Below are 24252 nucleotides of genomic sequence, written 5' to 3' on the forward strand. Positions count from 1 at the left end.
GTACTAATATATGGATTAAACGACTCTTTTCCCTATAACAAAAAAGCTTGCCCTTCAGAATAGGCAAGCTTTCTCAAGTTATTTCTCACTTAACTTCTTCTTATACCAATTCTGCATTCTCTCCGCATCTTCTACTCTCGTATGCTCTATTTTATAACTAGATGATGCACTAGAAAACTTATACGTACATAAATCCGCTCGGCGCTGGAAATATGATTGTGTCTTCTCCATTGATTGAACATGTCTTCTTCTAATAAGTCCTGTATATTTTCCGACGCTACGATAGACAAGTGTAATTTGTTCTCCGTTAACACTGTAGCCATTTGTTTTAAATGTTGCGTATCCAAGTGTAAAGATAAGGATTGCGAGCGGTAATAATGCCCACATGATGTAATACTTTTCAAAGTATATGCTTATTCCAGTAAGCGGGATTGCGAGCATAGCGAAAAAGATGAAACTATCAATGAGATAACGGCGCAATGCTGCTTTTGGTAACGAAGTAATATTTGCATTCAGTTCGTATGGTAATTGCAAATGCGCGAGTAGCTGTTGCACTCGATCTTTTCGAATGATAGGATGCAGTGTAACTTTTTCTTCTTTCCCTTCACTTTGAATGACTTCTACTTGCACAGCACAATAACCGAACGGTTGGCGTAAAATGCCTTCTTTTATCGTAATCCCTTGAATACGGTGCAATTTTAGTACGAGTTCTTTTCTCTCCAGTAATCCTTGCGAAATACGGACTTCATCATTTTTTCGATTTACTGTGAAGTTACCGTGTTTTAACGCGTAGCCAATTGTAGATATCATCCAAGAAACGACAAGTAAAATAGCTACCATGTAAATCCAGCCATATATATCGTGGTCCATTACATATGACGTCACACTATTTTTTATCCATTTCGGAATATACTCATCTACTTGGTGATAAACGAAAAAGATTAAAGAAAATAATACTCCAAATTGACCAGATGTAACAGACGCTATTAAAATCTCTTTCCACGTTAACTTGTACTCTGTCGTTTGTTTTTCCTCTGTAACAATTGCTTTTTCTACTGTATTTTCTGCTGCTTCGTCTAATGTTTTTTCTACTTTCACTTCTGGAGTTGGCTCATTTAGCAAAGTAATTAACTCCGTCGCCTCTTCTACCGTAATTCCAGCTAAGCTAACTTCTGCTTCATCGCCCCCGCCAGCTGTTTCAATCTGAATTTTTTTCAAGCCGAGCATTTGATATAACACGTTAGAACTTGTATTAATCGTTTGAACACGTTCTTTATTTAAGTAGCTCTCCTTTTTCACGAAGAGACCTTTTTTCACATGTAATACGTTATTTTCAACCCAATATGTTGTGTAATACCATTTTTCAAATGCTGAAAAAACGGTGAGTAAACCGAATCCTGCGGGAATTAAATACCAAAACGGAAATTTTCCGTTTAAGCTGAACATGAAAATAATGAGTGGTATAAAATCTGTTATTTTTAATTCTAATAACATCGTGATTGGATGCTGCCTCTTATACATCCTCATCACTCACTTTCGCTAATTCTGCGATTTTCGTTTTCAACATTTCTGCTTCATACATCGTTAAGCCTGGGATGCTATGAGAAGTTGCTGCCGTTGAAATGTGTAATTCTGCTAAGCCATATTTTCTCATAATTGGTCCTTGTTCAATCGTTACGTGCTGTACACGAATCATCGGTACTAATACGCGCTTTACGACAAAAAGACCATGCTGAATTTCAAGCTCTTCTTCATTTAGTTGGTAGCTGTAATAACGTTGACGTAGTTTCGGGAATAAGAAGTACGCAAATGGTGCGAACACAACTGTTAGCCCAATCATCACATACAAAATCCACGCCCACCAATCAAACTTTATCATGAGGAAAAGGTAAGCTAAAATAACGAGTATACCGATCCCTTCTTCAATTACAGCACGAACTTTCCACACCTTGACCATGTCAGGGTGAATTTCATTTTTCAATGGATCCATGTAACCACTCCAAATCTAGTAATCTAATATATGAATTCTCTCAATCTACATTTTACATAACTTTACAGAAAATTGAAATTTAATCTTCTTTCTTCTCAGGAATAAAATATCCGAACCAAAGTAACCAAATGAAACCGATTAACTTCATCCAACTTCCATCCGCTTGAAAAGCTTCAATCATACCTGGTATTTTATAAATCCCAATAAATCCAAGAAAACCGAGCCACCAGTTTTTTTGCATTTTCATCTTTACTCCTCCTTCATGACGTTTTTCACATTTCGAATCCAAATTTCTTTATACTTTAAATGGAATCCCATGAGCATATAGTTGCTCATATTATCGATCACGAGTGCTAGCGTATGAGCATTTTCTTCCGTTTCATGCTGTGACACAACGCCCAGTCTCGCGCCTTTCTTCAATAAATCGTGGAAACCATGTAAGAAATCCTCTTGTATTTCAAATAAACGTTTCTGGTACTTTTCATTTCGCGATGCAGTTACGATAAATTCATTGATAACGCGTAGTATTCCTTCTTGCCCTTCATACTCAGAGAGCATATGTAAACCATCTGCGATTAACTTTTCTGCAAAGTTTTCTTTCGTATACTGCTCTTTATCGAAGTAATTTGCAAAATGATAATCAGAAAAAATCTCTTCAAATAAAAAATCAACTAACGCTTCTTTAGAAGAAAAATGATAGTAAATAGCCGGTTTTGAAATACCTACCTCTTTCGCAATCATGGAAAGACTCATCTTCTCAATGCCGTGTTCTGCCATAAGTTTAAATGATGCCTCTACAATGTTCTGCGATGTTTGTAAATTCTTCGTCATACTGTACCTCACTTATTTTTACTTACCGGTCGGTAAGTAAATTGTAAAATAAAAAATTATCGTTTGCAAGTTTGATTCAAAACTATATATTACTTTTTCAATCTATATTATGAATCTGGATCATATTCCTTAATAATTACTACAATAATCTTTAATCCAGTTAAATCACAAAAAGCACCGTTGTGAGTGCTTCTTGTGATTTAATATTTAGGCCCCATGTAATCATAACTTTGATCTAGCGCTTTTAATAAATCAATCGCACCCTTTAACTCTCTTTTATCAGACTCTAATTCTTCCATTCTTCTTTCAATATCTTTTTTAAAAGATTCTAAATCGCTAATGGCTTTTTTCCCTACTCCAAGTTGAGACCAGCTTGATAAGAGTAAATCATGTACAGTACTTACCACTCTTTTATTATGGTTTAAATCTTGAATCATATGGTCAAATTGTTGTACAGCTTGGCTCAATGCTTCTTCATTTAAGTAAATTCTCGGCATCTTAATCTTCTCCCTTAATATTGTTGATCTGTCTTCTTATAATCCTCGGCTTTCTTCTCAATAAAATCTGAAATTTCCGTTGCTGTTCGTATGTACCAAAAACTTAAATGCTCTACATGTGCACGTATATTATTTACTTTAGCTTCTACCCGTCTACTTTCAGCCGTTTCTAATAATGTCATCATATTAGAAATTAACCTCGGTACTCTATCTTGAAATTCTTGCGCGTTTCGCTTCATATCTCTTACGGCCTTTTCCAAATTCTCTACAACTACACGAATCTCTCCCCCGCCTAATAACGCGCCCGGTGAATCATAAACTCTTTCATTCGTGTCTACATTTAACAAGTATTTATTTGATAAAGACCCATTCTCCCCAAATCGGAAGTTTTGATCTGTTTGATAATGATAACCAGGGCCACTTATCGAATTCAAAAATCTAGTAACATCCATCCCAAGCTTTTGCTGTAATGATAGCTTTGACATTTCTTCTTTCGAAATTGGTGGGGTTACCGCATAAGTCGATCCTATATGACTTTCATATGCACCAAATGGTCCATAACCAATTGAATCATTTCCGTGAACAACACTTACAATTCTATTATTAAACTCACCATTATTTGCTTTTTCTTGTAAATCAGGCGGTAACAAATGTTTTGCACTCGGCGCATTCCATGACATACATCTTACATTGTCATTAGATGCCGCTGCATATTCCGCTAACGCTCCCCCTAACGAATGACCCGTCGTATATATCTCCACATCATCCCTATCCTTGTATGTATCCGTTACTTGTTTCATGACCCTTTCAGCTTGTTCAAACTGATTATGTGTTTCCCAGCGCTGATTCTCTTCATTCCAATATTTCTTTGAACCTTCATTCTCAGTCCCTGCTACAGGAGGTGCTGCTGGTTCATGAACACCTTCTCGTAATACAAAGTGATTTACATCCGCTTTGGCATCCTTCATACCTTCCCCTTGTTTCATCGGAATGCCTAAAGAGTTTTTCTCTATAATTTTATCTCCTTCTGTTCCTCGGAAAGATACCATAACTTGCTTTTTCCCATCAACATCTCGTTCAAAGACTACTGCGTCCATTCCGGTTTGTTTGTCGTGGAATGTTTTTTCTACTGCCCAGGATTGGATCTTATTCTTCCCATTATCTCTAATGTAAACATTATCTTTTAAATTTTCATCATCTTGGTATGCATAACGAGCTAATTGATAATACGTAGTGTCTAATACTTTCTCATTTTGTTGCAAATTCTTCCCCTCCTGTAAATTATGCGATATCCTAATAATAAAAATACCATAATTGGAGGGTATATATGGAAATAAAAAAGAAGATTATTGGTATATTTTTCTTTTTCACTTTAATATTTACTATTTTAGGAGGGTGTAATGTGGAAAATAATAAAGAGGAAGAAATCATTAATACAGCAAAAGAAGAAACTATTAAATACTTCAAGGAGGAGGAAAACGTAGATGTAACTATTACTAAACATAAATTCACTCCAAATGATCTTCAAACAATTTTTATATCCGGTTATGTAACGGATGACACAAGCAAAGAATTTAGTGTTGCAGTTGAATACGCTAATAACTATCATATCAGTACCATTTCAACCACCAAAAATTTTGAATTAAAACATGATTAGTTAACGATTTGTTGTAATATTTTTTCTTTATGAAAACCCTAAACAAATCCATACCGTCAAAAGCACTCGTAAATTGTATCTATGAGTGCTTTTTTACATTCCTTAAGTACAATCGAGAAACATACAAGCTATTAAAAACCGTAGGGACATCTATAAACGATATAAATATATATGTTTATAGATGTCCCTTTTTACGTAAAATATTTTAGCATATGAAATTTTTTCTTAACAAAATGATTAGTATCTGTTTTTAAATCCTTCATACCTTCCCCTGGTTTCATCGGAATGCCTAAAGAGTTTTTCTCTATAATTTTATTCCCTTCTGTCCCTCGGAAAGATACCATAACTTGCTTTTTCCCATTTATATCTCATTCAAAGACCACTCGGTCCATTCCGATTTATCGTGGAATGCTCCTCCCTTTTCCTATACTTGTAAACTTCGACCATCTTTATTGGTAATAACAACTTCTTCAATATATTTATCAGATTCCTACGTAGTTTCTGCTAATTGATAAAAAGTAGAATCTAAAACTTCATTTTTATTACTCAAAACATTTTTCTCCTACAACATTTGATATATTCTTATAATTAAGATAACATCTTCGGAGGATACATATGGATATTATTATTAAAAAATTTAGTTTTTGTTTATTATTTATACTTATTTTAAGTACTTTAGAGGGATGTACCATGGATCAAAAAAACAATGAAGAACAAGTAGTAAAAGAAGCAAAAGCGACAACCATTACATACTTTAAGGAAAAGCAAAATTTGGATGTAGTAATTACTGGGCATGAGTTTGGTCCTAAAGACTTACAATCCATTTATATTTCTGGACATGTCAAAGATGATAAAGACAAAACATTTAATATAACTATTAAATATAGCGGAGAGAAATACACCATAGGTTCAATTTCTAAAAGTAAAAGTTTAAAATTAAAATACTAACACTTCCCATAATTTTTATCTAAGGCATTCCTATATGCTCCCAATGATGTTCAAATAGTTTTTATAAACGGACATGTTAAAGATAACAAAAATAAGGTTTTTTCTATGGACGAAGAATATGATGTAGGAGATTAGCATATAAGCTGTATGTCTCATTCAAAAAATTTAGAGCTTAAAAACTAATAATCCGGGCACTTTAGATTGCCTTTCCTTTATGCTTCACCACACAATGTCCAGTGAATATAAAATTTATTGAAGAGGAATATAACGCACTATTAACGGAGTGATTATTCGTGAAAAAATACGCTATAAGATTATTCTTTATTTTTACACTTATCCTTTTAGGAGGTTGTACTATAGATCAAAAGAATGAGGAACAACAAATTGTTAATAAAGCAACAGAAGAAACCATTCAGTATTTCAAAGAAAAAGAGAATTTAGAAGTGACTATTACGAATCATCGATTTCCTTCTAATGATATCGAAACTATTTTTATAACTGGTCATATCAAAGATGATACAAATAAGAAATTTACTACTTCAATTGATTATAAGGATGATTATAATATCGGTTCTATCTCTACTACTAATTTCAGCCTAAAACACTGAAAAGACAATCTGAATTATACCTTCTTCTTTTGAAGTATTAATCATTAAAACAAAAAAGCATCCTAAATCACAAATTTAGGATGCTTTCTTTTTAATCCCTATTCAGCAACCGCATACGATAACAATTCATCGTTACTTCCCCAAGTCTTTGCAGTAATTGATAATTCGCATATGCGCCGACCGGGGCACCGATTATTGGTACGAGCTGAAGCATTTTTGCTAAATCGATATAGTCTCGGTACTCTGTTTGGAACTTTTCCCAGTCCATATGGTTTTCTTCTTCTGTATCCCACGTTTCGATGGCTTTCCATATTTCTTTTCGGTGGTCGTCACTTGAAAAGGCAAGTTGGAAAACGTGAAGGATAAAAAGGCGCTCTTCTTTGTCGCTCGTATCAAATCCGTACAATGTTGCTGCATCGAATAAAAATTTAATTTTAATGCCGAGTAGAAGCGGAAAGTCAGCAAGGCCAAGGAGAATACCGCCTGCTCCCGTCCCTGCTCCTTCTGCCGCTGCTATTTTTTTGTACTCATCCATTTTTTTACGTACTTCATCGTCTCGTCTTTGCAATGACCAGTTCGTCTCTTTTAATTTCGGCTTTATAAAGTTTGACCCGGCGCTGATCGTTTGCACCATCATACGAATCGTCTCTGTTAGCACTTTTTGTACTTTCGCCGGAATGAGCTGTTGCACTTTCGTCTGCACTTTTTTGGAGAACCGTGTCATCATAGAAGAATCTTTCATGAATGTAGCTTTCCACTGCTCCAGCTCTTTTATAACCTTTTCTTCATATGTAATCATAGGTTCATTCCCTTCAATTTAAACGCTCAATACGTTTTGCCCCGTATTGATAAACGAAACCGATACTAAATACTATGCTCACGACTAGTAAAATTCCCGTCATCATGAAATCTTTCGTCGCAAGTGCAAATATAATTGTAAATATAACACTGCCGGTAATAAGGATCGCATTTAGTAAAGTAAGAAAATCTTTCTTCTTCTCTTCTCCCCCTATCGGATACAAATCAAGCCAAATCTTCATGCGGTGATGCTTCCATAAAGTTAATAGCTGATAACCGATTAAGTATAAGAAAATAAGGCTTACGATAAATCGTCCATATAAAAATGGAATGAAGTAAAGAATTACTCCGCCAAGAGCGAGCAGACGCACATATAATCCAAAATAGTTACCTGATCTTAAAAATGTTCTCGTATATAAGTATAAATATGTACGCTTTTCGCCGATTATCGACAGAATAAAATCCAGCCATTTTCGGCGAGATACTCTTTCTTTTAATGCTGGTACATCAACGAACATGTTCGCAATTCGATACAGCAGCATCATTTTCTTACCTTCTTCAGAAATTAAATACTCCCAGTTTAGCGGCTTTCCTTTTACCATTTGATGCATGATAGCAAGATATAACACCATGAGCAGAACGATTCCGCCAATAACAAGAACTGAAGCACGTTCTACAAGGAAATATACAAATAAACCGTTTAAGATAAAACGAATAAACCAATCAGCCCTTTGTATATTTTGATCTGTTAAAAATGACTTTTCCCACGCGACGAATAAATTCCACGCTTTTACAATGACAAATGCGAGGACAATCCATATGTAGCCAGCACCTGTTTGTTTCATTTGCTGAAAGTATAACGGGGCTAGTGCTGCCGCTACGATGGCGATTATGTATAACTGAATCATAAACGTAAAGAGAAATGCCTTTGTGAAATAAGGTTTTAACCTTTCTTCCACTGGCAGTAAGTAAACGAGATCTGCTTCTTTTAATAACGTTTGTATCGATCCGGCCGTTAATACGAGCCCAAGCAACACTGCCATAACGAGTGCTGTCGGAAAAGAAGGTGTTAACGTTTGTAACCACTGCTGGTAATAATACGCTCCTGCGCCGATGATAAATACAAAAATAAATTTCAAATGATCATTAAATACGTATTTACTATATGTACGAACTTCTTTTAGAAAGTGACGAAATCGTTCTTTCCATAATGCTGTGCTATTCATAATCTTCTTCCTTCGTTAATGCAATATAAATATCATCTAACGTTGCACCCGGCATATTAAACTGTGATTGTAGTTCAGCTAATGTTCCCTTCGCTCTTACTTCACCTTGATGTAGAATAATGAACGAATCACAATAACGCTCTGCTGTCGCTAAAATGTGTGTACTCATTAAGATTCCTGCACCGCTCTTTTTCATGTGATCCATCATTTGAAGAAGAGATTGAATTGCTAACGGATCTAATCCAACGAAAGGTTCGTCTACTATGTAAAGAGATGGCTCAACTAAAAACGCGCTCATAATCATTACTTTTTGTTTCATCCCTTTTGAGAAATGAGATGGAAACCATTTTAAACGATTTTTCATGCGAAATTCATGTAATAGTTGTCCTACACGTTCTTCATATTGTTTTTCATCAACGCCGTACGCCATCGCTGTTAATTTCAAATGCTCTTCTAACGTTAATTCATCATATAATACCGGCGTTTCTGGAATGAATGAAAAGCTAGAACGGTACGCTGTCATATCATCACGAATTGTTTTCCCATTAATTGTGACAGTTCCTTTTTTCGGTTCCATTAAACCGATAATATGTTTAATCGTCGTACTTTTACCAGCTCCATTTAAACCGATTAAGCCGACAAGTTCGCCTTTATTAACAGAGAACGAAACGTCTTTTAATACAGGTCGTTTCGTATATCCTCCTGTAACATTTTCTACACGCAATAACTCGCTCATACGACACCACTTTCTTCATTAGTATTCATTCTATATTCATCTTACCAAAAATTATGCTGTACTACATAGTATCCATGTACTCAAAAAAAAAATTTAAATTTATTAGCATATATTTTCCCGAAAGCGGACATCATAATTAGTGAAGAAGGAACACATTGAAAAAGCGACCACCAATTGATGAGTACAACAACATAGTTAAGTCATCATGAAATGGGGTGTCCATGTTGGACAAAGAAATTTACACATAACCAGATCATTTGTTTCATTTTAGAAACGGGGTGTCTCCGAAAGAGCATATACTGTTTTAAAAAATAAACAATTTCCTTTTATGAAAGATTGCAATTCATTTCACTTGAAAATGGGGTGTCTACGGCAGAAACTTTAGCCGATTTACCGTGCATTTCTTAAATAAATGAGGTGTCTGCGAAACGTAAATTACGATAATGCTTTTTCAATCCCTCTTCAGAAAACAGGAAGCTGAGTCAGCTTCCTGTTTTTCGTGTTTGTTCTCTTATGTAATTATGGTAAAATACGGCTAAGGATATTTGAAAGGATGAGATCAATGAATCATACAGCAGACAATTGTATTTTTTGTAAAATCATTGACGGGCAAATCCCTTGCTCAAAAGTATACGAAGATGAACATGTGCTTGCATTTTTAGATATTAGTCAAGTAACAAAAGGACATACTCTTGTTATTCCGAAAGTTCACAAACAAGACATTTTTGCGTTAACGCCAGAAATCGCATCACACATTTTTTCTGTCGTTCCAAAAATCGCAAATGCGATTAAAGCAGAGTTTAATCCAGTTGGCTTTAACCTACTTAACAATAACGGTGAAAAAGCTGGACAAACTGTGTTCCACTTCCACCTTCATTTAATTCCACGCTACGGTGAAAAAGATGGTTTCGGTGCTGTTTGGAAATCACACCAAAATGAATACACTATGGAAAATTTACAAAACATCGCAAGTACAATTGCAAATAGTGTGAAATAATGACACTATAAGAAGGCGTAATACATAACAAGCCACTTCCCTGAAGTCATCAAATTCCGCATGGCTTGTTTTTTCACTTAAAATGCTCAGGGATGATTGTTTGTGCATAGCACATATAAGAAAGATATGCATATTGTTTTACATCATGAATACGAACAAAAAATAAGGAGGTCTCCTTTTATGTCAAAAGCTAAATCCTTTATTACAGGTGTTATTTGCGGGGGAGCAGTTGCTGGACTAGCCGTTCTTTTCTCAACTCCTTCTTCTGGTAAAGACATGCGCGGCAAGTTAAAAGAAAAAGGAAATGATATTAAAAAGACTTTAGCTGATATTACAGCTGATACGAAATTATTAAAGCGTCAAATTGTTGAAACTGCTTCAGAAGGTAAAGAAGTGTTTCAAGAACTAAAAGATGACATGCAAGACACGCTTTCTAACTGGAAACAAGATATTTCTCAAAACAAGCGCCATATTGAGAAAGAAATTTTGGACATCCAAAAGTCAATTGAGAAACTACAAGAAGCTGTTCCAGAAAAAGCGTAAACAAATTCCTGCTTAGTTTTTTGCATATAACAAATATTTTTTATATAAATTGACCTTGACACGGCATATCGTATAGATATGCCGTGTTTTTATGCATTTACAATATATGTTATCAATTAACATGTAAGGACAACGCATGTATTCATGACTCATAAAACGCTTCCATAGTTATGCATGATTTGTATAGAATGTCATTTTGTTAAAAAATTTTCACAATTCTTACAAAAAGACTTTATTAATTTTTATTTTACTGGCATAATAGATAGTAATGAAAAAGAATGTTAAAGTGGGTGAGTAAATGAAAAGTGGAGAAAAAGATTACTCGGTAAAAGAAGCGATGATTTTCAGCCAACGCATTGCTCAATTATCGAAAGCGTTATGGAAATGTGTAGAAAAAGATTGGCAGCAGTGGATTAAACCTTACGATTTAAATATTAATGAACATCATATTTTAACAATCGCTTATCATTTAAAAGGGGCTTCTATTTCTGAGATTGCTAAGTTTGGAGTTATGCACGTATCAACAGCGTTTAACTTCTCGAAAAAGCTGGAAGAACGCGGCTATCTTGTATTCTCAAAAAAGGAAGATGATAAACGAAATACGTACATTGAAATTACAGACAAAGGGGAAGAATTACTACTTCGCTTAATGGAGGAGTATGATCCTGAAAATAATTCAGTGTTTAATGGGGCTCTTGCACTTCGTAATTTTTATGGGAAGTTCCCAGAAAATATCGAACTGATTGCAATCCTGCGTAATATTTACGGACAAGACTTTATCGATATTTTTGAGAAATCATTAGAAGATATTGAAGAGAACTTTACAGAATCCGATCAAAAGTTAGTTAAGAAATAATCTATTTATTTTTTCGCAATCATGCTTAAGAATTCATTCATAAGCGGCTTAAATAAACCTTGTTTTGCTAGCGCTTCCGCAGTTTCGTTTACTTCGAGCTGATGTGGAAGCGCTTTTTCAAATTGATCTAACAGCGCATCGAACAAAAGAAGCCCTTCTGCTTTCTCCACTACATATTGCTCGTTCAGTTTTTCACAAAGATTTAGTATACGTTCAATATCTTTTTTACGAGCTTTTTTCTTTATGATCAAAGAATAAAATGGACACTTCTCTTCATCAATCATTTTAAATAGTAGGTCTACGTAGTATTCAGCTTGTTCTAATCTTCTAACAACGTCCATTTTCTCCCTCACTTTCTAACACAAAGTCTTCTATTTCTGAATTTTGTAACACGAACAAAATATCGTGTGATACAATATATGTATATGTATTTTAGCCAAAAGGAGGTCTCGCCTCATGACACTTATAACAGTTGTTTTTGTCGCATTCGCACTTCTTGTTATATTTTACACGAATTTCATGACACATACACTGTGTGAACGAAAACAAATAGCTGCGAGCCGCCAGCCCGGTGTCTTTCGGGTTATTAATGTATGTATAACAATTTTATTAATTTCTAGTTATATAGAAATTATATTTCATGGAAAGTGAGGAAGGAAAGCCCCTTCCTCACTTTTTTCCTCTATAAGCAAATTATACCTACAATAACCAATAAAATAAACAGTACAAGTAATAAAATAAGTTGAGAATTCATCCCCATCCCCTCCTCTATTCTGTATATGCGGCATACGCCCAATATGGCACACTTTCAAAATCTGACACGTACTGGTTAATTTTTCTTTATCAATATGAAAACGCGTCGAAATATGATATATTAAATTTTGTACATATTGCTTATACTATAGAACAAAACATTCATCAAAACTTTATCCTCAGCCACGGTAAGCCCTGTTAAGCGCGCTTTACCAATACAAAAAGCAAAAGTATCAGTGAGACTTAATCGGGCTCTTATGAATTTAAAATTCATCGGTGTAGGATAAATTAAAAATACATAATAGTAGGAGTGTTTATCGAATGAAGAAAGCTATGCTTGCCTTAGCCGCAACAAGTGTAATCGCATTATCAGCATGTGGAACATCATCATCAGACAAAATCGTTACATCTAAAGCTGGTGACATTACAAAAGAAGAATTCTACGATCAAATGAAGACACAAGCTGGTAAACAAGTACTAAACAACATGGTTATGGAAAAAGTACTTATTAAAAACTACAAAGTTGAAGACAAAGATGTAGACAAAAAGTTCGATGAAATGAAAAAACAATACGGTGATCAATTCGATACCCTAATGAAACAACAAGGTATTAAAGAAGAAACTATAAAAAATAGTGTACGTGCTCAATTAGCTCAAGAAAAAGCGGTTGAACAATCGATTACTGATAAAGATGTAAAAGCAAAATTCGAGGATTATAAAAAGGAAATTAAAGCAAGTCATATCCTTGTAAAAGATGAAGAAACTGCTAAAAAAGTGAAAGATGAACTTGCTCAAGGTAAATCTTTCGAAGAATTAGCAAAACAATACTCTGAAGATACAGGTTCAAAAGAAAAAGGTGGCGACTTAGGATTCTTCGGACCAGGGAAAATGGTAAAAGAATTTGAAGAAGCAGCTCAAAAGTTGAAAAAAGGTGAAGTAAGCGAACCTGTAAAAACACAATTTGGTTACCATATTATTAAAGTAACTGATAATCACGCAGATGCTACTTTCGATAAAGCAAAAGCTGATATTAAAAAATCACTAGCTCAAGAAAAAACGCAAGATGCTCAATTCATGAACGATCTTATGATGAAAGAAATCAAAAAAGCTGACGTAAAAGTTGACGATAAAGATTTAAAAGATCTTTTCAAAGAGCAAAAAGCTGAAGAGAAAAAAGCTGAAGAGAAAAAAGACGAAAAGAAATAATGAAGTAAAAAGCTTGGGCTTCAGCCCGAGCTTTTTTATGTATCCTCTTCGTTAATGAAAGTTTATTTTTTCATTCGTTTAACTAAAACCATCTTTTATGCATTTCACTTAAAAACATTTCTGTAATTTTAAATCCAGAATTTTCTCCTATAATAGAGTCAATCCCGCAATGCGGACAAACTGCTGTGTTATCATCCCACCACTCTGTAATTTTTTCTGGATGAAAAATTTCTAAGCAATAGAAACAACCACATATAACATCCTTTTCTAAGTGCTTTCTATTACGAGAACAAAAACGATGCGCTTCCTCAAAATATTTTTGCATCAGTATCCCCCTATTCCTGATTTTCTTCTTTGCTTTACTTACATTCTCCTCAATAAAATTGCAATTCTTCCTTAAAGAAAAACACAAAAAAACCTTGATCCACGCCACGCAGAACCAAGGTTTATCTTATTATCATTGATTAAATTCAAAAACTATGTTAAATTAGAACAGAAACACGTTTTACAAAAAGAAAGGAACGTATTTATCCGTATCTTAATTTTACACCAAAACACATCTTCAGTCAACCTCTATTTTTCACTTTTAAAGGAGTGCTTACCGTATGAACAAAAAACTTGATCTAGAGCAAAAAAGATTGGATACCGTAATCGAGACAATTACGGAGCAAATTGATAAACTGGAAAACGAAACCGGCAGACGCCGGGCAGAAGTAATCAATATTCGTAAACACTTTTGGGATGATGTGAAAGTGAACACGGATACTTTTGATGATTATCTTGAAACAGTTATCAACTTAAGACAACAAGCTCAGTCACTAGCTGTCACACAAATCACCCATAAGCACACCTTCAATCGACTTGCCGCATTAAGACGCATGCATAAAGCACCTTACTTCGGGCGAATTGATTTCAAAGAAGAAGGAGAATCTGCTGCGGATCAAATTTATATCGGCGTAGCTACACTTACTGATGCAAGCGGAGAAAACTTCCTTATATATGACTGGCGCGCACCCATTTCGAGTGTGTACTACGATTATCCACCAGGACCGGCTGAATACAGTACACCAGGAGGCGTAATCCACGGTAATGTGGAGAAAAAATTACAATATATTATTCAAAATGGCGAGATTGATTCAATGTTCGATACGAGCCTTACAATTGGCGATGAAATCTTGCAACAAGCGCTCGGAAAAGGTACGAATAAACATATGCAAAGCATCGTTGCTACAATTCAGCGCGAGCAAAATGAAATTATCCGTCACGATGAAGGCCGACTACTTATCGTGCAAGGCGCTGCTGGTAGCGGGAAAACGTCAGCTGCCCTGCAACGAATCGCCTACTTACTATATAAATATCGCGAATGGCTAAAAGCGGATCAAATTATTCTCTTCTCCCCTAACTCTATGTTCAACAGCTACGTATCTAACGTACTACCTGAACTCGGTGAAGAAAATATGCAACAAGTGACGTTCCAAGAATATTTAAACCATAGACTAAGCAAGTCATTTGACGTTGAAGATCCTTATGAACAATTAGAGTATATGTTAACGGAAACGAATAGCCCTACCTATAAAACGAGAAATGCGAGCATTCGATTTAAAGCATCTACTCAATTTTTTGAGATGATTAGAACGTACAGACAATCTCTTGAATCTTCAGGCATGCTATTTAGAGGAATGAAATTTAGAGGAAAATTAATTGTTTCTGCTAAAGAAATTACAGAGCAATTTTATAATACTGACTCCTCCCTCCGCTTCCATAATCGAATTGAAAAGTTAACGGATTGGCTAAATAAACAAATAGATGCAATTGAAAAAGCAGAACTGAAAAAGCCTTGGGTAGAAGAAGAAATTGAATTACTGAGTAAAGATGAATACCAAAAGGCTTATAAATATTTACAGAAAAAAGGCGAGTTTGACGACAACTCCTTTCATGATTTTGAAAAAGAAACGAAAGTACTTGGACGTATGATTGTCCGTAAAAAATTGAAACCACTTCGTAAAGGCGTTCAAACATTGCGTTTCATCAATTTCACAGGCATATATAAACAGCTCTTCACAGATGCATCATGGGTTACTGGAGAAAAACCGAAAGAATTGGATGACATTTGCTCCTTAACAGTAAACATGCTTGATGAAGGAAAGCTATATTACGAGGATGCGACGCCATTTTTACTTTTAAAAGAATTAATTGAAGGCTTCCAAACGAATAGATCGATTAAACACGTACTCGTAGACGAAGCGCAAGATTACTCGCCGTTTCAATTTGAGTTTTTAAAACGCCTCTTCCCTGCCGCAAGAATGACTGTACTCGGGGACTTTAACCAAGCGATATTTGCCCACGCGAGTGAAGCAGTGAATTTCAACACACTTACTAGCTTATACGGACCAGATGAAACGAACGGCATCAACTTAACTCGTAGCTATCGCTCAACAAAACCGATTATTGAATTTACACGTGCTCTCGTACCGGAAGGCAACAACATTCACGCCTTTGAACGTGACGGTGAGAAACCTACAGTGATGAAAGTAGCTGATTACAGCGAACTGCACGAGCACATTACTGCAAAAGTTACTGAATTACAAAAACAAAATCACAATACGATCGCAATTATATGTAAATCCGCAGCTGAAAGCGCCGCTGCATACGAAGCACTCCGTCATATCGAGAATATTAAACTCGTGAAGAGTAACTCAGCCGAGTATGAGCAAGGCATCGTCGTGATACCTGCTTATTTAGCAAAGGGTATTGAATTTGACGCTGTTATTATTTACGATGCTTCTGAAGCTGTGTACAGTGATGAGAGCGTACGTAGATTGTTCTACACTGCTTGTACGCGCGCGATGCATGAGTTGCAACTTTATAGTGTTGGCGAGGTTAGTCCTTTTGTGCTTGGGGCTGATTCGGATAGTTTTGAACTAATAACTAAAACACCTTGATGATTATCAAGGTGTTTTTTTACAATAAGAATGTTATTTTTCCTAACTATCTATTTACGTTTTTGAAACAACACAATTAAGACTGGTAATATGGTTAAAGCGCAGAATAAAGAAAGTGTTGTATCAATAACAGTTGTAATACCAAATTCACGTAAGACTGGGAAGTTAACAAAAATTAACGTTGAGAATCCAACAATTACTGTTAATCCTGAAGCTGTAATGGCTTGCCCCACTTTTGAAAGAGAGACGCGAATTGCTTCTTTGGGAGACAGTCCCTTCGCCTCTTCTTCACGATATCTTTCCATAATGAGAATCGTAAACTCTGTTCCAATTCCAAGTACAAGGCAGCTTAGCGCTGTTGTTAGCGGATTATATGAAATATCGAGTAGTTTTAAAGCACCAGGCGAAAATCCTAATACTAAAACAATTGGTATTAATGGATATAATGCATGTTTTACGCGGCGATACACAAGGAGTAAAGATAAGAAAATAATGAGCAGCCCTGCGCAAATCATTAATTCACTATTTGCACCAATGTTATCAATACCATACAGCATCATAACTTGCGCGCCCGCTGGCTTCATTTTCACACCATCGACCGGCTTCATATCCTTTGATATGTTATGCATCAACTTCAATTGATCCGCCGAAGACAGATCTGGATTCACTTGGAACTGAACTGTTGCGTATTTTTTGTTTTTACTTATAACGGTTTCTTTCAGAGAATTTGGCACGTTTTCAAGCTCATTTGCTACTTGTGCAGTAGATTCTGGCAACGCACTTTTCCCATTGATTTGCAAAATAGCTTTAGGCAGTGATATGACATCACTCACATCTTTATATTTGTTTTCAATCTTTTCACTTTCATTATGCATCCAAGACATTACTTTCGGTTCCGTGACGTCCTCTGCTTCTACTAAATACGTAATATATGTTGTAGAGCCAACTATCTTTTGTAATTGTTTCGTATTTTTTAATGTCTCCATATTTTGCGGAATCATTTTTGTTAAGTCTGTTTCAGTTGGTATAGACTTTTCTGCTATAAATCCAAGACCAGATAAAATAACTGAAACGATTAAAATAGGAATTGCGAGTTTCATAGCTAGATTCGCGTATTGATTTAAGAAACGTGATAACATTGTGTTTTTATCTACATCACCTTTTAATGTAGGTACTTCTTTTTTGCGATCTAATAAGTAGAATGTTGAGAACATCAATAATAGTTCAACAACGTAACAGAATATAACACCTATCGCTAAAGTTAATCCAAATTGTTGCATCATCGGCGCTTTCGATAAATACATTGTCAGGAAGCTTAAACTCATAATCACAACTGCAATTCCCACGCCAGGTCCAATATGACGAACGGCATGTAATGTTGCAAGCTTCGCATTACATCCACTCGTTTTATATTCCTCTTCATATCTATTATGGAATTGAACACCGAAGTCAGTGCCGAGCCCTATAATGATTGGTAGTGTCGCCATTGTTGCGAGTGTAATCGGGATTCCGGCCCATCCCATGAAACCAAATGTCCATATTAATCCGATTAACACAAAGGCTAATGAAATAATACGACGTCTTACAGGGAATACGAAGAATAGTACAACAATCATTAATAGAACCGCTAAACCGAGCATGATTCCTAATGTCGTTATGACCTCTTCTTGAATATCCCCTAAAATCGCAGGCATTCCAGCTACCTTTACTGTTACACCTTGACTGAAATTCGTATCTTTAATAAGTTCATTTAGCTCTTTATTCATACGTACATACGTCGTCATCTCTGTATTATTTGATGTGTGAAGCTGAATCACAACGTGTTTTCCATTCCCAGGAATGAGTTGTTTCAATTGGTCTGGTACTTTCCCTTTATTAGAAAAGACGATTTCATGAAGTAAATCATTATTCATATTTTGAACATTCGGTAGAGCTTTCAAAATAGCTCGTTGCATATGATCTTTTTGTTGCTCTGTTAAAATGCTTTGCGTATACTTTGCAACTTCATCATTTTGCTTTTCCGTTAAAACAGATTGCGTTATTTTCTCTTGCTCATCAACTGTAGGAGTATGTTCGAGCGCGACTAATTGTTTTTGTATTTCTTGCATTTGTTCAGCTGCAAGTTGTTGCTGAATAAACACTCCCATTTTTTCACGTTGCTCATTCGTTAAACTGCTTTTGACGTTATTATTAATTTCATTCATTTTTTCGCTTGAAATAGAGTTTTTCAAAGCTGTTTCTAATTTCTCATTTGCTACTCCTGTATCAAATGTTGAAAATGAAGGAGCAGGAGCGGATAACATTTCATTTAATAAGCCAACATAATGTGTTGATCCGGTAATATCTTTAATACCTTCTGCTTTTTTAGTGAATTCTACAATTGCTTTATTTGTTTCTTGTGAAAGCAATGTATCACTCTCTCCACTAAGCAATACGTATATACCATCCCCGCCAAAATGTTTTTGGTACGTTTCTGTATCCTTATAAACATCAGATGTATTACTTAGAAATACATCATTCCCCATCTTCATCTCAATTTTCGTTATACCAAATACGAAAAATATCGTTAAACATAATATAAGTGCAATATTCATCTTCGCGTACTTGATGATAAACCGTCCAATTGTATCAAAAACCTTATTCATCGTTTTCCTCCTTTGCTATGCTCAATAATTTATCATAGGCTTTAGAGGAAAACGATGAATAAAAATGAATATACGTCTCAAAATGAGACATATGCCTTATTTTGGTTCATTTATGAGAAAATTGTTAACGATATGGATGAGTTCTTCTTTTGAATACGGATATTCATTATTTACCCATTTTTTTACGATCTCAAAAAATCCACTACAATAAAAATCACATAACACATTTGGATAATCTGAATTTTGGATTTGTCTTGAAAGAGGGTCGTTATATTGCGTTGCATTTTCATATAAGGACTCCCCGCCAAGTTGAATCAACTTATCATATAATTCACGGCTATTATTTTTACTCGTAACATTAAAAAACAACGCACGATTCACATCTATGTAGTCAATTACTTCTTCAAAAAATGTACGTTCCAAATTCAAACCTTGCTTCGTTTGTTCAAATAGCTCTATGGCAATAGTATTTATCGTGGCACTAAAGAGCTCATACTTATCAACGTAATAACGGTAAAACGTACTTCTATGAATCATTGCTTTTTCGCAAATATGATTAATCGTAATGGCTGAGAATGGTTTTTCTTTTAATAGTTCTATGAAAGTGTTCGTTATTAAAATTTGTGTACGTAAACGCGTAAGGTTACTCAATTTATTTGTCCTCCTATATGTAAGTGATGCTAAAATATCATTTTGTTGTTCTTTTAGTATGCCGTACTTGATTATAATAGTGAATTCTTTTTACATATAAAAGAAACACCTTGATCATTATCAAGGTGTTCTCTTCATTCTAAATGGCATATCTTTACGTCGATATACACTTAACACAATCCCCATTAAAAGCGCATGAAATACAGTCGGTGTTAATCCATAACTAATAAAAGGTAATGATATAGCAGCAATCGGCAATAAGCCTAAAATCATGCCCACGTTATAAATAAACTGGACTACAAAAAGAGTCATTCCTCCAATGAGAAGCAATTTACCATATCGGTCATTTATTTTATAAGATATGATTACTAATCTTGCTACAAAAAGAGAAAGAACAGAAACCAGAATTAACGCAAGCACATACCCATAATAGTAAGTCAAACTTGCAAATACAAAATCAGTATCCGCAGCAGGGATGAATTTTGTATCTCCAGATGTACCAAACCAACCAGCCGATGACATTACCTCTTTTAAACGTATATACATAAATCCTGCACCACCTGCATCACTCTCCGGATTTAAATACCCTAAAATTCTATCTAAGTGGTATCCTGAAGACCAGGATACCGATGCCCTGATAATAAATAAACAAATGGGTACAATCGTAATAATCAACGCCGTTTTCTTTCCTAACTTACTCCACCAAAGCATAACGAATACCATTGTCATATAAACAAAAATTGACGAAAGGGTTGATACAATCAAAAATAAATACAAAGAAAATAAATATAAAGAAAATAAATATAAAACCACAAGATGTATAATCTTTAACCTACTATCATTAAAAAAAGAAGCCCAAGCTAGAAAAAAGAAAGGCACTGCCATTAGACAGTCAATTGCAATTGGGCCGATTTGTATTAACGGTTCTCCAATCATTGAAGCGTTTGGAAAACAGTATAGCATTAACAGGACAACTACTCCGATTATATAAAACAACCATCCCATTCTCTCTAATTTCCGATAATCAAGTAACATCATTCCAATCGCTGTTACAACACCGAGAATAACAAATATCACCTTATTTATTATTACATCATTCGTATATCCAAAAACTAAAACCGGCAAAAATCCTAACCCCATAGCAGCCACTAATAAAATAAGTAAGAACCAATCAACCTTTGGCTTATGCAGTTTGTTAAGTTCTTGTCCCAATTTAATCGGACTTCCCATTTGTTCAACGGCCTTATCTTCAGCAACTTCCTCACTTAAGCCTTTCTCTATCCACATATTCTTCGTCTGTTTCAAGTGAAAATCTAGTTCCGCTGCTACTAAGTCCTTCGCTTCTTTTGATTTAATATGGTTCGTAACTTCTTTTAAAAAACGCTCCCCTTTTTTGTTCAATTTTTTCTCACTCCTGTACTAATCCTTTTAATATAAATCGTGCCTTCGTAGCATTTTTCTCTGCCTTTCGCAGCATCTTGTTTCCTTTATCAGTTAATTGATAATATTTAGCTCCTGCGTGATCCCAGCTAGATTGGATAAAGCGATTCTGTTCTAGACGATGTAATAAAGTGTATAGAGACCCTTCATCACCTTCGAATTTTTGAATTCCCCTCCCCCGCAGTAACTGCATCAATTCATAACCTGTTTTTTCATTCATAAGAAGTTGCAACACTGCTAAAAGGATGTCTTCTTCCTTTTCGGACGATTGATTGATTTTTTCGCGCACCCGCTTTTGGTGCTGATCAGAAAAACTCAAATGTTTAAACGTTGTGTTCTCCATTGATTTTCGCAAACCTTTTAATCGATCTTCCATTTGATTATTCCTCCAATCCTTTCTTCAAAAGCTCCTTCGCTTTTTTCAGTCTCGTTTTTATCGTGTTTTCCTTCACTTCTATTACCGTAGCAACCTCTTTAATTGATAATTCCTCATAATAAAATAGATAAATCACTTCTCGATATTTTATCGGTAAATTCATTACTGCAGAAGCCAGTTCACGATCCTCCGCATTTTGAATGACAGTTTGTTCCACACTTTCTTTTTGACTCCCCATATACGTAAAGTCATCCTCTGTCACAATAACTTTTTTGTTATACCAACTTTTTAAATAGTCCTTACAATGATTGATTGCAATTCTCCATAACCATGTTTTTAAGTTCGAATTCCCTTTATATGTATGAAGAGATTTATAGCATTTTACAAATATATCTTGCGTTAAATCCTCCGCAACCTCTTTATTATTCACATATGAATACACAAGCTGCAGGACTTCTTGTCCATACTTGTTCATGATTTCGTCGATAAGGTCCTCCTTATCTTCTATTTCAAACGCTTCTATCGTTAATTCATCCACATCATTTCCTCCTTCCCATATATTAGACGACGCACTGTATGGAAAAGTTTTATAAATTCATAAAAAAATACGGATGGTAATGTCCATACCGTTTTTTTATGAATATTTATTTACTTCTTGTCCCCTGACACTAATGCTCTGCTTAAAAACAGGAATTTTCATCCATATATCTTGTTCCCTATTTTAAAACATAATACAATTAAAATGTAACTTAATAAGCTATAACTAGTAGGTGTGGCAATCATCTCTTCCATTTTTAAAAAAAGGGGGAGGTGATAATATGATCGCGATGTTTGTAATTAAATTAGTGTATGGTATCCTAACCGGAGCTGGCGTTGTCATCGGTAGAAGATACGTCGGTCCATGGCTAATTTCTGTATACAAAAAAGCGAGAACCACCCTGCTTCGTGGAAAAGGTAAGGGCGGTTCTCGGCTAAAACGTTAATGTAATTGTCTTATAACCGCACCTACTACCACCACAATAGCAAGTTAGGTTACACAAGGCAGAAGTTTCTCAGGCTTCTGTCTTCTTTATTTTATGCAAAATTCATACTATATACTCTATCATCATTGTAACACATTTTATTTATTTTTAGTCAAGAGAAAAAACCACCTAAAGGCTCTCCTTCAGGTGGTTCTCTATTTTATGCTAACGCAGCTGCCTGTTCTTGTTGTTCTAGACTTTTTCTAGTTCAGCTGTGCCGCTCTCATCATTTATAGCACCAATAAAGACGGATTATGTACCCGTTTCATAACAGGATGAATAAACAAGGAACAACACCTATTACGAATATAAAAAATCCTCTCACTACATAGTACCTATGTTTTCAGCAATACTCTATTACCATCAAACTGAATTTGTATAATTTAAACTACAGAATAGCAAGCTAATTTTCAAATATCTTCTTGCGCATTATCCTAAGTTTATTATCTATTTGTATCATGCTTATAAATAAAAGATATCCTACCGACGCACCGAGCATATTTATAGCAATCCGCCACACATCAAAAACATCAGACAAAGTTAGTAAATGTAATATCTCCCAAACAAGAAAGGTCATAACATACCACTTACGAGCTTTCTTATAGTTAGTCACTTTATTAATCAGCACTGGAACGAAAAATCCGAATGGAACTACTAATATTATATGTTGTAAAACGCTTAACCAATAAGTTGAGTTTCCCCAAGGACCTGGATGTGCAATAAAATCTTTAACTTGCCAAAGTGTTATTCCAAAAAGTTGTAATAACGTTTCTAAATCAGATATATGTAAAAATTGCTGCCAAAATTCAATGGGATGATAGACAGTCCCACCTGTCAAACTGCGAACAGAGTCAAATGTAGAAGTTGAAATAAATGTTCCTAAAAAGACAATAAAACAAATGATTATATAAGGAATACATAAAATTTTTGATAATACCTTTAATGGCCTAGGAACTTCGTATACCGATTTATTAATCTCTACGCCAATAACTTTTGATTCTCCAAAACTTTGAATCGCTTTATAAATCGCTTCTTTTTCATTCATACCTTGTTCCATATATTCTTCTTTCAAACTGTTCAAGTGATCATACATTTCTAGAAATAACTCATCCTGTTCAATATCACTAAGTTCTGAATAGGCTAAAATAGACTTAATATACTCGTCAAATTCACTCATAAATAACTCCTTTCTGACAAGCTTGAATTAATGCTGTTACACTCTCCCAAGAGTTCACTTTCTTCTGCAATTCTTTTTTCCCTTTATCTGTAATAGTATAGAATTTCCTTTTCATCCCATTCTCAGATTCATTCCAATAAGATTCAAGAAACTCCTTTTTCTCTAATCTCTTTAAAGCAGGGTACAAAGTTCCCTGCCCCATACTATACAAATCTTCACTTGCATCCTTTAAACTTTGAGCTATTTCGTAGCCGTATGTATCACGTTTTGCAATGATAGAAAGTAATAAAATATCTATACTTCCCTTTAAGATTTCTTTGTCCAACAATACCACCACCTTATATACATCGTAT

The 24252-nt window shown here is 34.9% G+C and carries 28 protein-coding genes and 1 pseudogene; 10 read left to right on the top strand and 19 right to left on the bottom strand.

Going from position 1 to position 24252, the window contains the following annotated elements; genetic code table 11:
- Positions 1–78 precede the first annotated feature (78 nt).
- From ACTJJY_RS18885 to ACTJJY_RS18910, 6 genes are all read right to left on the bottom strand, one after another.
- Complete coding sequence (locus tag ACTJJY_RS18885; RefSeq protein WP_440606277.1) at positions 79–1521, bottom strand: PH domain-containing protein; 1443 nt, start codon at positions 1519–1521, stop codon at positions 79–81.
- Entirely contained in the window at positions 1514–1990 is a 477-nt protein-coding gene (locus ACTJJY_RS18890; protein WP_000371357.1) for a PH domain-containing protein, read from the bottom strand. Before ACTJJY_RS18890 ends, ACTJJY_RS18885 begins: the two co-directional genes overlap by 8 nt.
- A gap of 79 nt (positions 1991–2069) precedes the next feature.
- Positions 2070–2237 carry a hypothetical protein gene (locus ACTJJY_RS18895; RefSeq protein ID WP_000783808.1) on the bottom strand — a complete coding sequence of 56 codons (168 nt, stop codon included), beginning with the start codon at positions 2235–2237 and terminating at the stop codon, positions 2070–2072.
- 2 nt (positions 2238–2239) lie between these two features.
- Positions 2240–2821 carry a TetR/AcrR family transcriptional regulator gene (locus ACTJJY_RS18900; protein WP_016082590.1) on the bottom strand — a complete coding sequence of 194 codons (582 nt, stop codon included), beginning with the start codon at positions 2819–2821 and terminating at the stop codon, positions 2240–2242.
- Positions 2822–3021: 200 nt separating this feature from the next.
- Positions 3022–3318, bottom strand: coding sequence for a hypothetical protein (locus ACTJJY_RS18905; RefSeq protein ID WP_440606266.1), 297 nt, complete (start codon positions 3316–3318; stop codon positions 3022–3024).
- A gap of 14 nt (positions 3319–3332) precedes the next feature.
- The gene (locus tag ACTJJY_RS18910; RefSeq protein ID WP_440606267.1) at positions 3333–4580 is read right to left on the bottom strand and encodes a lipase family protein; all 1248 of its coding nucleotides are present in this window, start codon (positions 4578–4580) and stop codon (positions 3333–3335) included.
- 65 nt (positions 4581–4645) lie between these two features.
- Here ACTJJY_RS18910 and ACTJJY_RS18915 point away from each other — a divergent pair, with 65 nt between their 5' ends.
- Positions 4646–4975 carry a DUF1433 domain-containing protein gene (locus ACTJJY_RS18915; RefSeq protein ID WP_440606268.1) on the top strand — a complete coding sequence of 110 codons (330 nt, stop codon included), beginning with the start codon at positions 4646–4648 and terminating at the stop codon, positions 4973–4975.
- Between the two features lie 218 nt (positions 4976–5193).
- On the opposite strand, the pseudogene ACTJJY_RS18920 reads toward ACTJJY_RS18915, so the two are convergent.
- A pseudogene (locus ACTJJY_RS18920) lies at positions 5194–5387 on the bottom strand (lipase family protein); the annotation flags it as partial.
- 278 nt (positions 5388–5665) lie between these two features.
- On the opposite strand from ACTJJY_RS18920, the gene ACTJJY_RS18925 reads away from it, so the two are divergent.
- Both ACTJJY_RS18925 and ACTJJY_RS18930 read left to right on the top strand, forming a co-directional pair.
- Positions 5666–5923 carry a hypothetical protein gene (locus ACTJJY_RS18925; protein WP_003269744.1) on the top strand — a complete coding sequence of 86 codons (258 nt, stop codon included), beginning with the start codon at positions 5666–5668 and terminating at the stop codon, positions 5921–5923.
- 293 nt (positions 5924–6216) lie between these two features.
- Positions 6217–6531: a hypothetical protein gene (locus tag ACTJJY_RS18930; RefSeq protein ID WP_000759576.1), complete on the top strand. Its 315-nt coding sequence runs from the start codon at positions 6217–6219 to the stop codon at positions 6529–6531.
- 91 nt (positions 6532–6622) lie between these two features.
- Here the strand turns inward: ACTJJY_RS18930 and ecsC are convergent, their stop codons facing one another.
- The 3 genes from ecsC to ecsA are packed head-to-tail and all read right to left on the bottom strand — an operon-like array spanning position 6623 to position 9291.
- Positions 6623–7330 (bottom strand): ecs operon protein EcsC, encoded by a 708-nt coding sequence (gene ecsC, locus ACTJJY_RS18935; RefSeq protein WP_000634126.1) that lies wholly within the window; start codon positions 7328–7330, stop codon positions 6623–6625.
- Positions 7331–7343: 13 nt separating this feature from the next.
- The gene (gene ecsB / locus ACTJJY_RS18940) at positions 7344–8555 is read right to left on the bottom strand and encodes an ABC transporter permease EcsB (protein WP_440606269.1); all 1212 of its coding nucleotides are present in this window, start codon (positions 8553–8555) and stop codon (positions 7344–7346) included.
- The gene (gene ecsA, locus ACTJJY_RS18945) at positions 8548–9291 is read right to left on the bottom strand and encodes an ABC transporter ATP-binding protein EcsA (RefSeq protein ID WP_001292596.1); all 744 of its coding nucleotides are present in this window, start codon (positions 9289–9291) and stop codon (positions 8548–8550) included. Before ecsA ends, ecsB begins: the two co-directional genes overlap by 8 nt.
- A gap of 562 nt (positions 9292–9853) precedes the next feature.
- Here ecsA and ACTJJY_RS18950 point away from each other — a divergent pair.
- The 3 genes from ACTJJY_RS18950 (at position 9854) to ACTJJY_RS18960 (ending at position 11687) form a co-directional block, all read left to right on the top strand.
- Complete coding sequence (locus ACTJJY_RS18950; RefSeq protein ID WP_001016835.1) at positions 9854–10288, top strand: HIT family protein; 435 nt, start codon at positions 9854–9856, stop codon at positions 10286–10288.
- A 180-nt stretch (positions 10289–10468) separates the two neighbouring features.
- Positions 10469–10831 carry a YtxH domain-containing protein gene (locus ACTJJY_RS18955; RefSeq protein ID WP_000030302.1) on the top strand — a complete coding sequence of 121 codons (363 nt, stop codon included), beginning with the start codon at positions 10469–10471 and terminating at the stop codon, positions 10829–10831.
- 298 nt (positions 10832–11129) lie between these two features.
- Entirely contained in the window at positions 11130–11687 is a 558-nt protein-coding gene (locus ACTJJY_RS18960; RefSeq protein ID WP_000834924.1) for an HTH-type transcriptional regulator Hpr, read from the top strand.
- A gap of 5 nt (positions 11688–11692) precedes the next feature.
- Here ACTJJY_RS18960 and ACTJJY_RS18965 read toward each other — a convergent pair whose 3' ends face one another.
- A complete protein-coding gene (locus ACTJJY_RS18965; RefSeq protein WP_000383656.1) occupies positions 11693–12028 on the bottom strand; it encodes a DUF1878 family protein in 336 nt (111 codons plus the stop codon).
- 115 nt (positions 12029–12143) lie between these two features.
- Between ACTJJY_RS18965 and ACTJJY_RS18970 the strand changes: the two genes are divergently transcribed.
- Positions 12144–12338, top strand: a complete 195-nt coding sequence (locus ACTJJY_RS18970) for a hypothetical protein (RefSeq protein ID WP_000172690.1) — start codon at positions 12144–12146, stop codon at positions 12336–12338.
- Positions 12339–12761: 423 nt separating this feature from the next.
- Positions 12762–13646 carry a peptidylprolyl isomerase PrsA gene (gene prsA, locus ACTJJY_RS18975; protein ID WP_440606270.1) on the top strand — a complete coding sequence of 295 codons (885 nt, stop codon included), beginning with the start codon at positions 12762–12764 and terminating at the stop codon, positions 13644–13646.
- An 82-nt stretch (positions 13647–13728) separates the two neighbouring features.
- Here the strand turns inward: prsA and ACTJJY_RS18980 are convergent, their stop codons facing one another.
- Positions 13729–13971: a cytoplasmic protein gene (locus tag ACTJJY_RS18980; protein WP_440606271.1), complete on the bottom strand. Its 243-nt coding sequence runs from the start codon at positions 13969–13971 to the stop codon at positions 13729–13731.
- Between the two features lie 280 nt (positions 13972–14251).
- Between ACTJJY_RS18980 and helD the strand changes: the two genes are divergently transcribed.
- The gene (gene helD / locus ACTJJY_RS18985; protein WP_440606272.1) at positions 14252–16588 is read left to right on the top strand and encodes an RNA polymerase recycling motor HelD; all 2337 of its coding nucleotides are present in this window, start codon (positions 14252–14254) and stop codon (positions 16586–16588) included.
- A 50-nt stretch (positions 16589–16638) separates the two neighbouring features.
- On the opposite strand, the gene ACTJJY_RS18990 is transcribed toward helD, so the two are convergent.
- The 5 genes from ACTJJY_RS18990 to ACTJJY_RS19010 form a co-directional block, all read right to left on the bottom strand.
- The gene (locus ACTJJY_RS18990; protein WP_440606273.1) at positions 16639–19233 is read right to left on the bottom strand and encodes an efflux RND transporter permease subunit; all 2595 of its coding nucleotides are present in this window, start codon (positions 19231–19233) and stop codon (positions 16639–16641) included.
- Between the two features lie 96 nt (positions 19234–19329).
- On the bottom strand, positions 19330–19884 hold the full coding sequence (locus ACTJJY_RS18995; protein ID WP_078993484.1) for a TetR/AcrR family transcriptional regulator: 555 nt from the start codon (positions 19882–19884) through the stop codon (positions 19330–19332).
- A 120-nt stretch (positions 19885–20004) separates the two neighbouring features.
- Complete coding sequence (locus ACTJJY_RS19000; protein WP_440606274.1) at positions 20005–21285, bottom strand: FtsW/RodA/SpoVE family cell cycle protein; 1281 nt, start codon at positions 21283–21285, stop codon at positions 20005–20007.
- Between the two features lie 7 nt (positions 21286–21292).
- Positions 21293–21700, bottom strand: a complete 408-nt coding sequence (locus ACTJJY_RS19005; protein ID WP_078993482.1) for a PadR family transcriptional regulator — start codon at positions 21698–21700, stop codon at positions 21293–21295.
- A gap of 4 nt (positions 21701–21704) precedes the next feature.
- Positions 21705–22238, bottom strand: coding sequence for a sigma-70 family RNA polymerase sigma factor (locus ACTJJY_RS19010; protein WP_000343998.1), 534 nt, complete (start codon positions 22236–22238; stop codon positions 21705–21707).
- A 280-nt stretch (positions 22239–22518) separates the two neighbouring features.
- Here ACTJJY_RS19010 and ACTJJY_RS19015 point away from each other — a divergent pair, with 280 nt between their 5' ends.
- A complete protein-coding gene (locus ACTJJY_RS19015; RefSeq protein ID WP_000561154.1) occupies positions 22519–22683 on the top strand; it encodes a hypothetical protein in 165 nt (54 codons plus the stop codon).
- 442 nt (positions 22684–23125) lie between these two features.
- On the opposite strand, the gene ACTJJY_RS19020 is transcribed toward ACTJJY_RS19015, so the two are convergent.
- Together ACTJJY_RS19020 and ACTJJY_RS19025 are read right to left on the bottom strand one after the other, a co-directional pair.
- The gene (locus ACTJJY_RS19020) at positions 23126–23899 is read right to left on the bottom strand and encodes a VanZ family protein (protein WP_324659346.1); all 774 of its coding nucleotides are present in this window, start codon (positions 23897–23899) and stop codon (positions 23126–23128) included.
- Positions 23892–24224 carry a PadR family transcriptional regulator gene (locus tag ACTJJY_RS19025; protein WP_000356630.1) on the bottom strand — a complete coding sequence of 111 codons (333 nt, stop codon included), beginning with the start codon at positions 24222–24224 and terminating at the stop codon, positions 23892–23894. The genes ACTJJY_RS19020 and ACTJJY_RS19025 overlap by 8 nt, the downstream gene beginning before the upstream one ends.
- Between the last annotated feature and the right edge of the window lie 28 nt (positions 24225–24252).

The organism is Bacillus sp. 22475 (assembly GCF_052044835.1).
Classification (GTDB): Bacteria; Bacillota; Bacilli; order Bacillales; family Bacillaceae_G; genus Bacillus_A; species Bacillus_A cereus.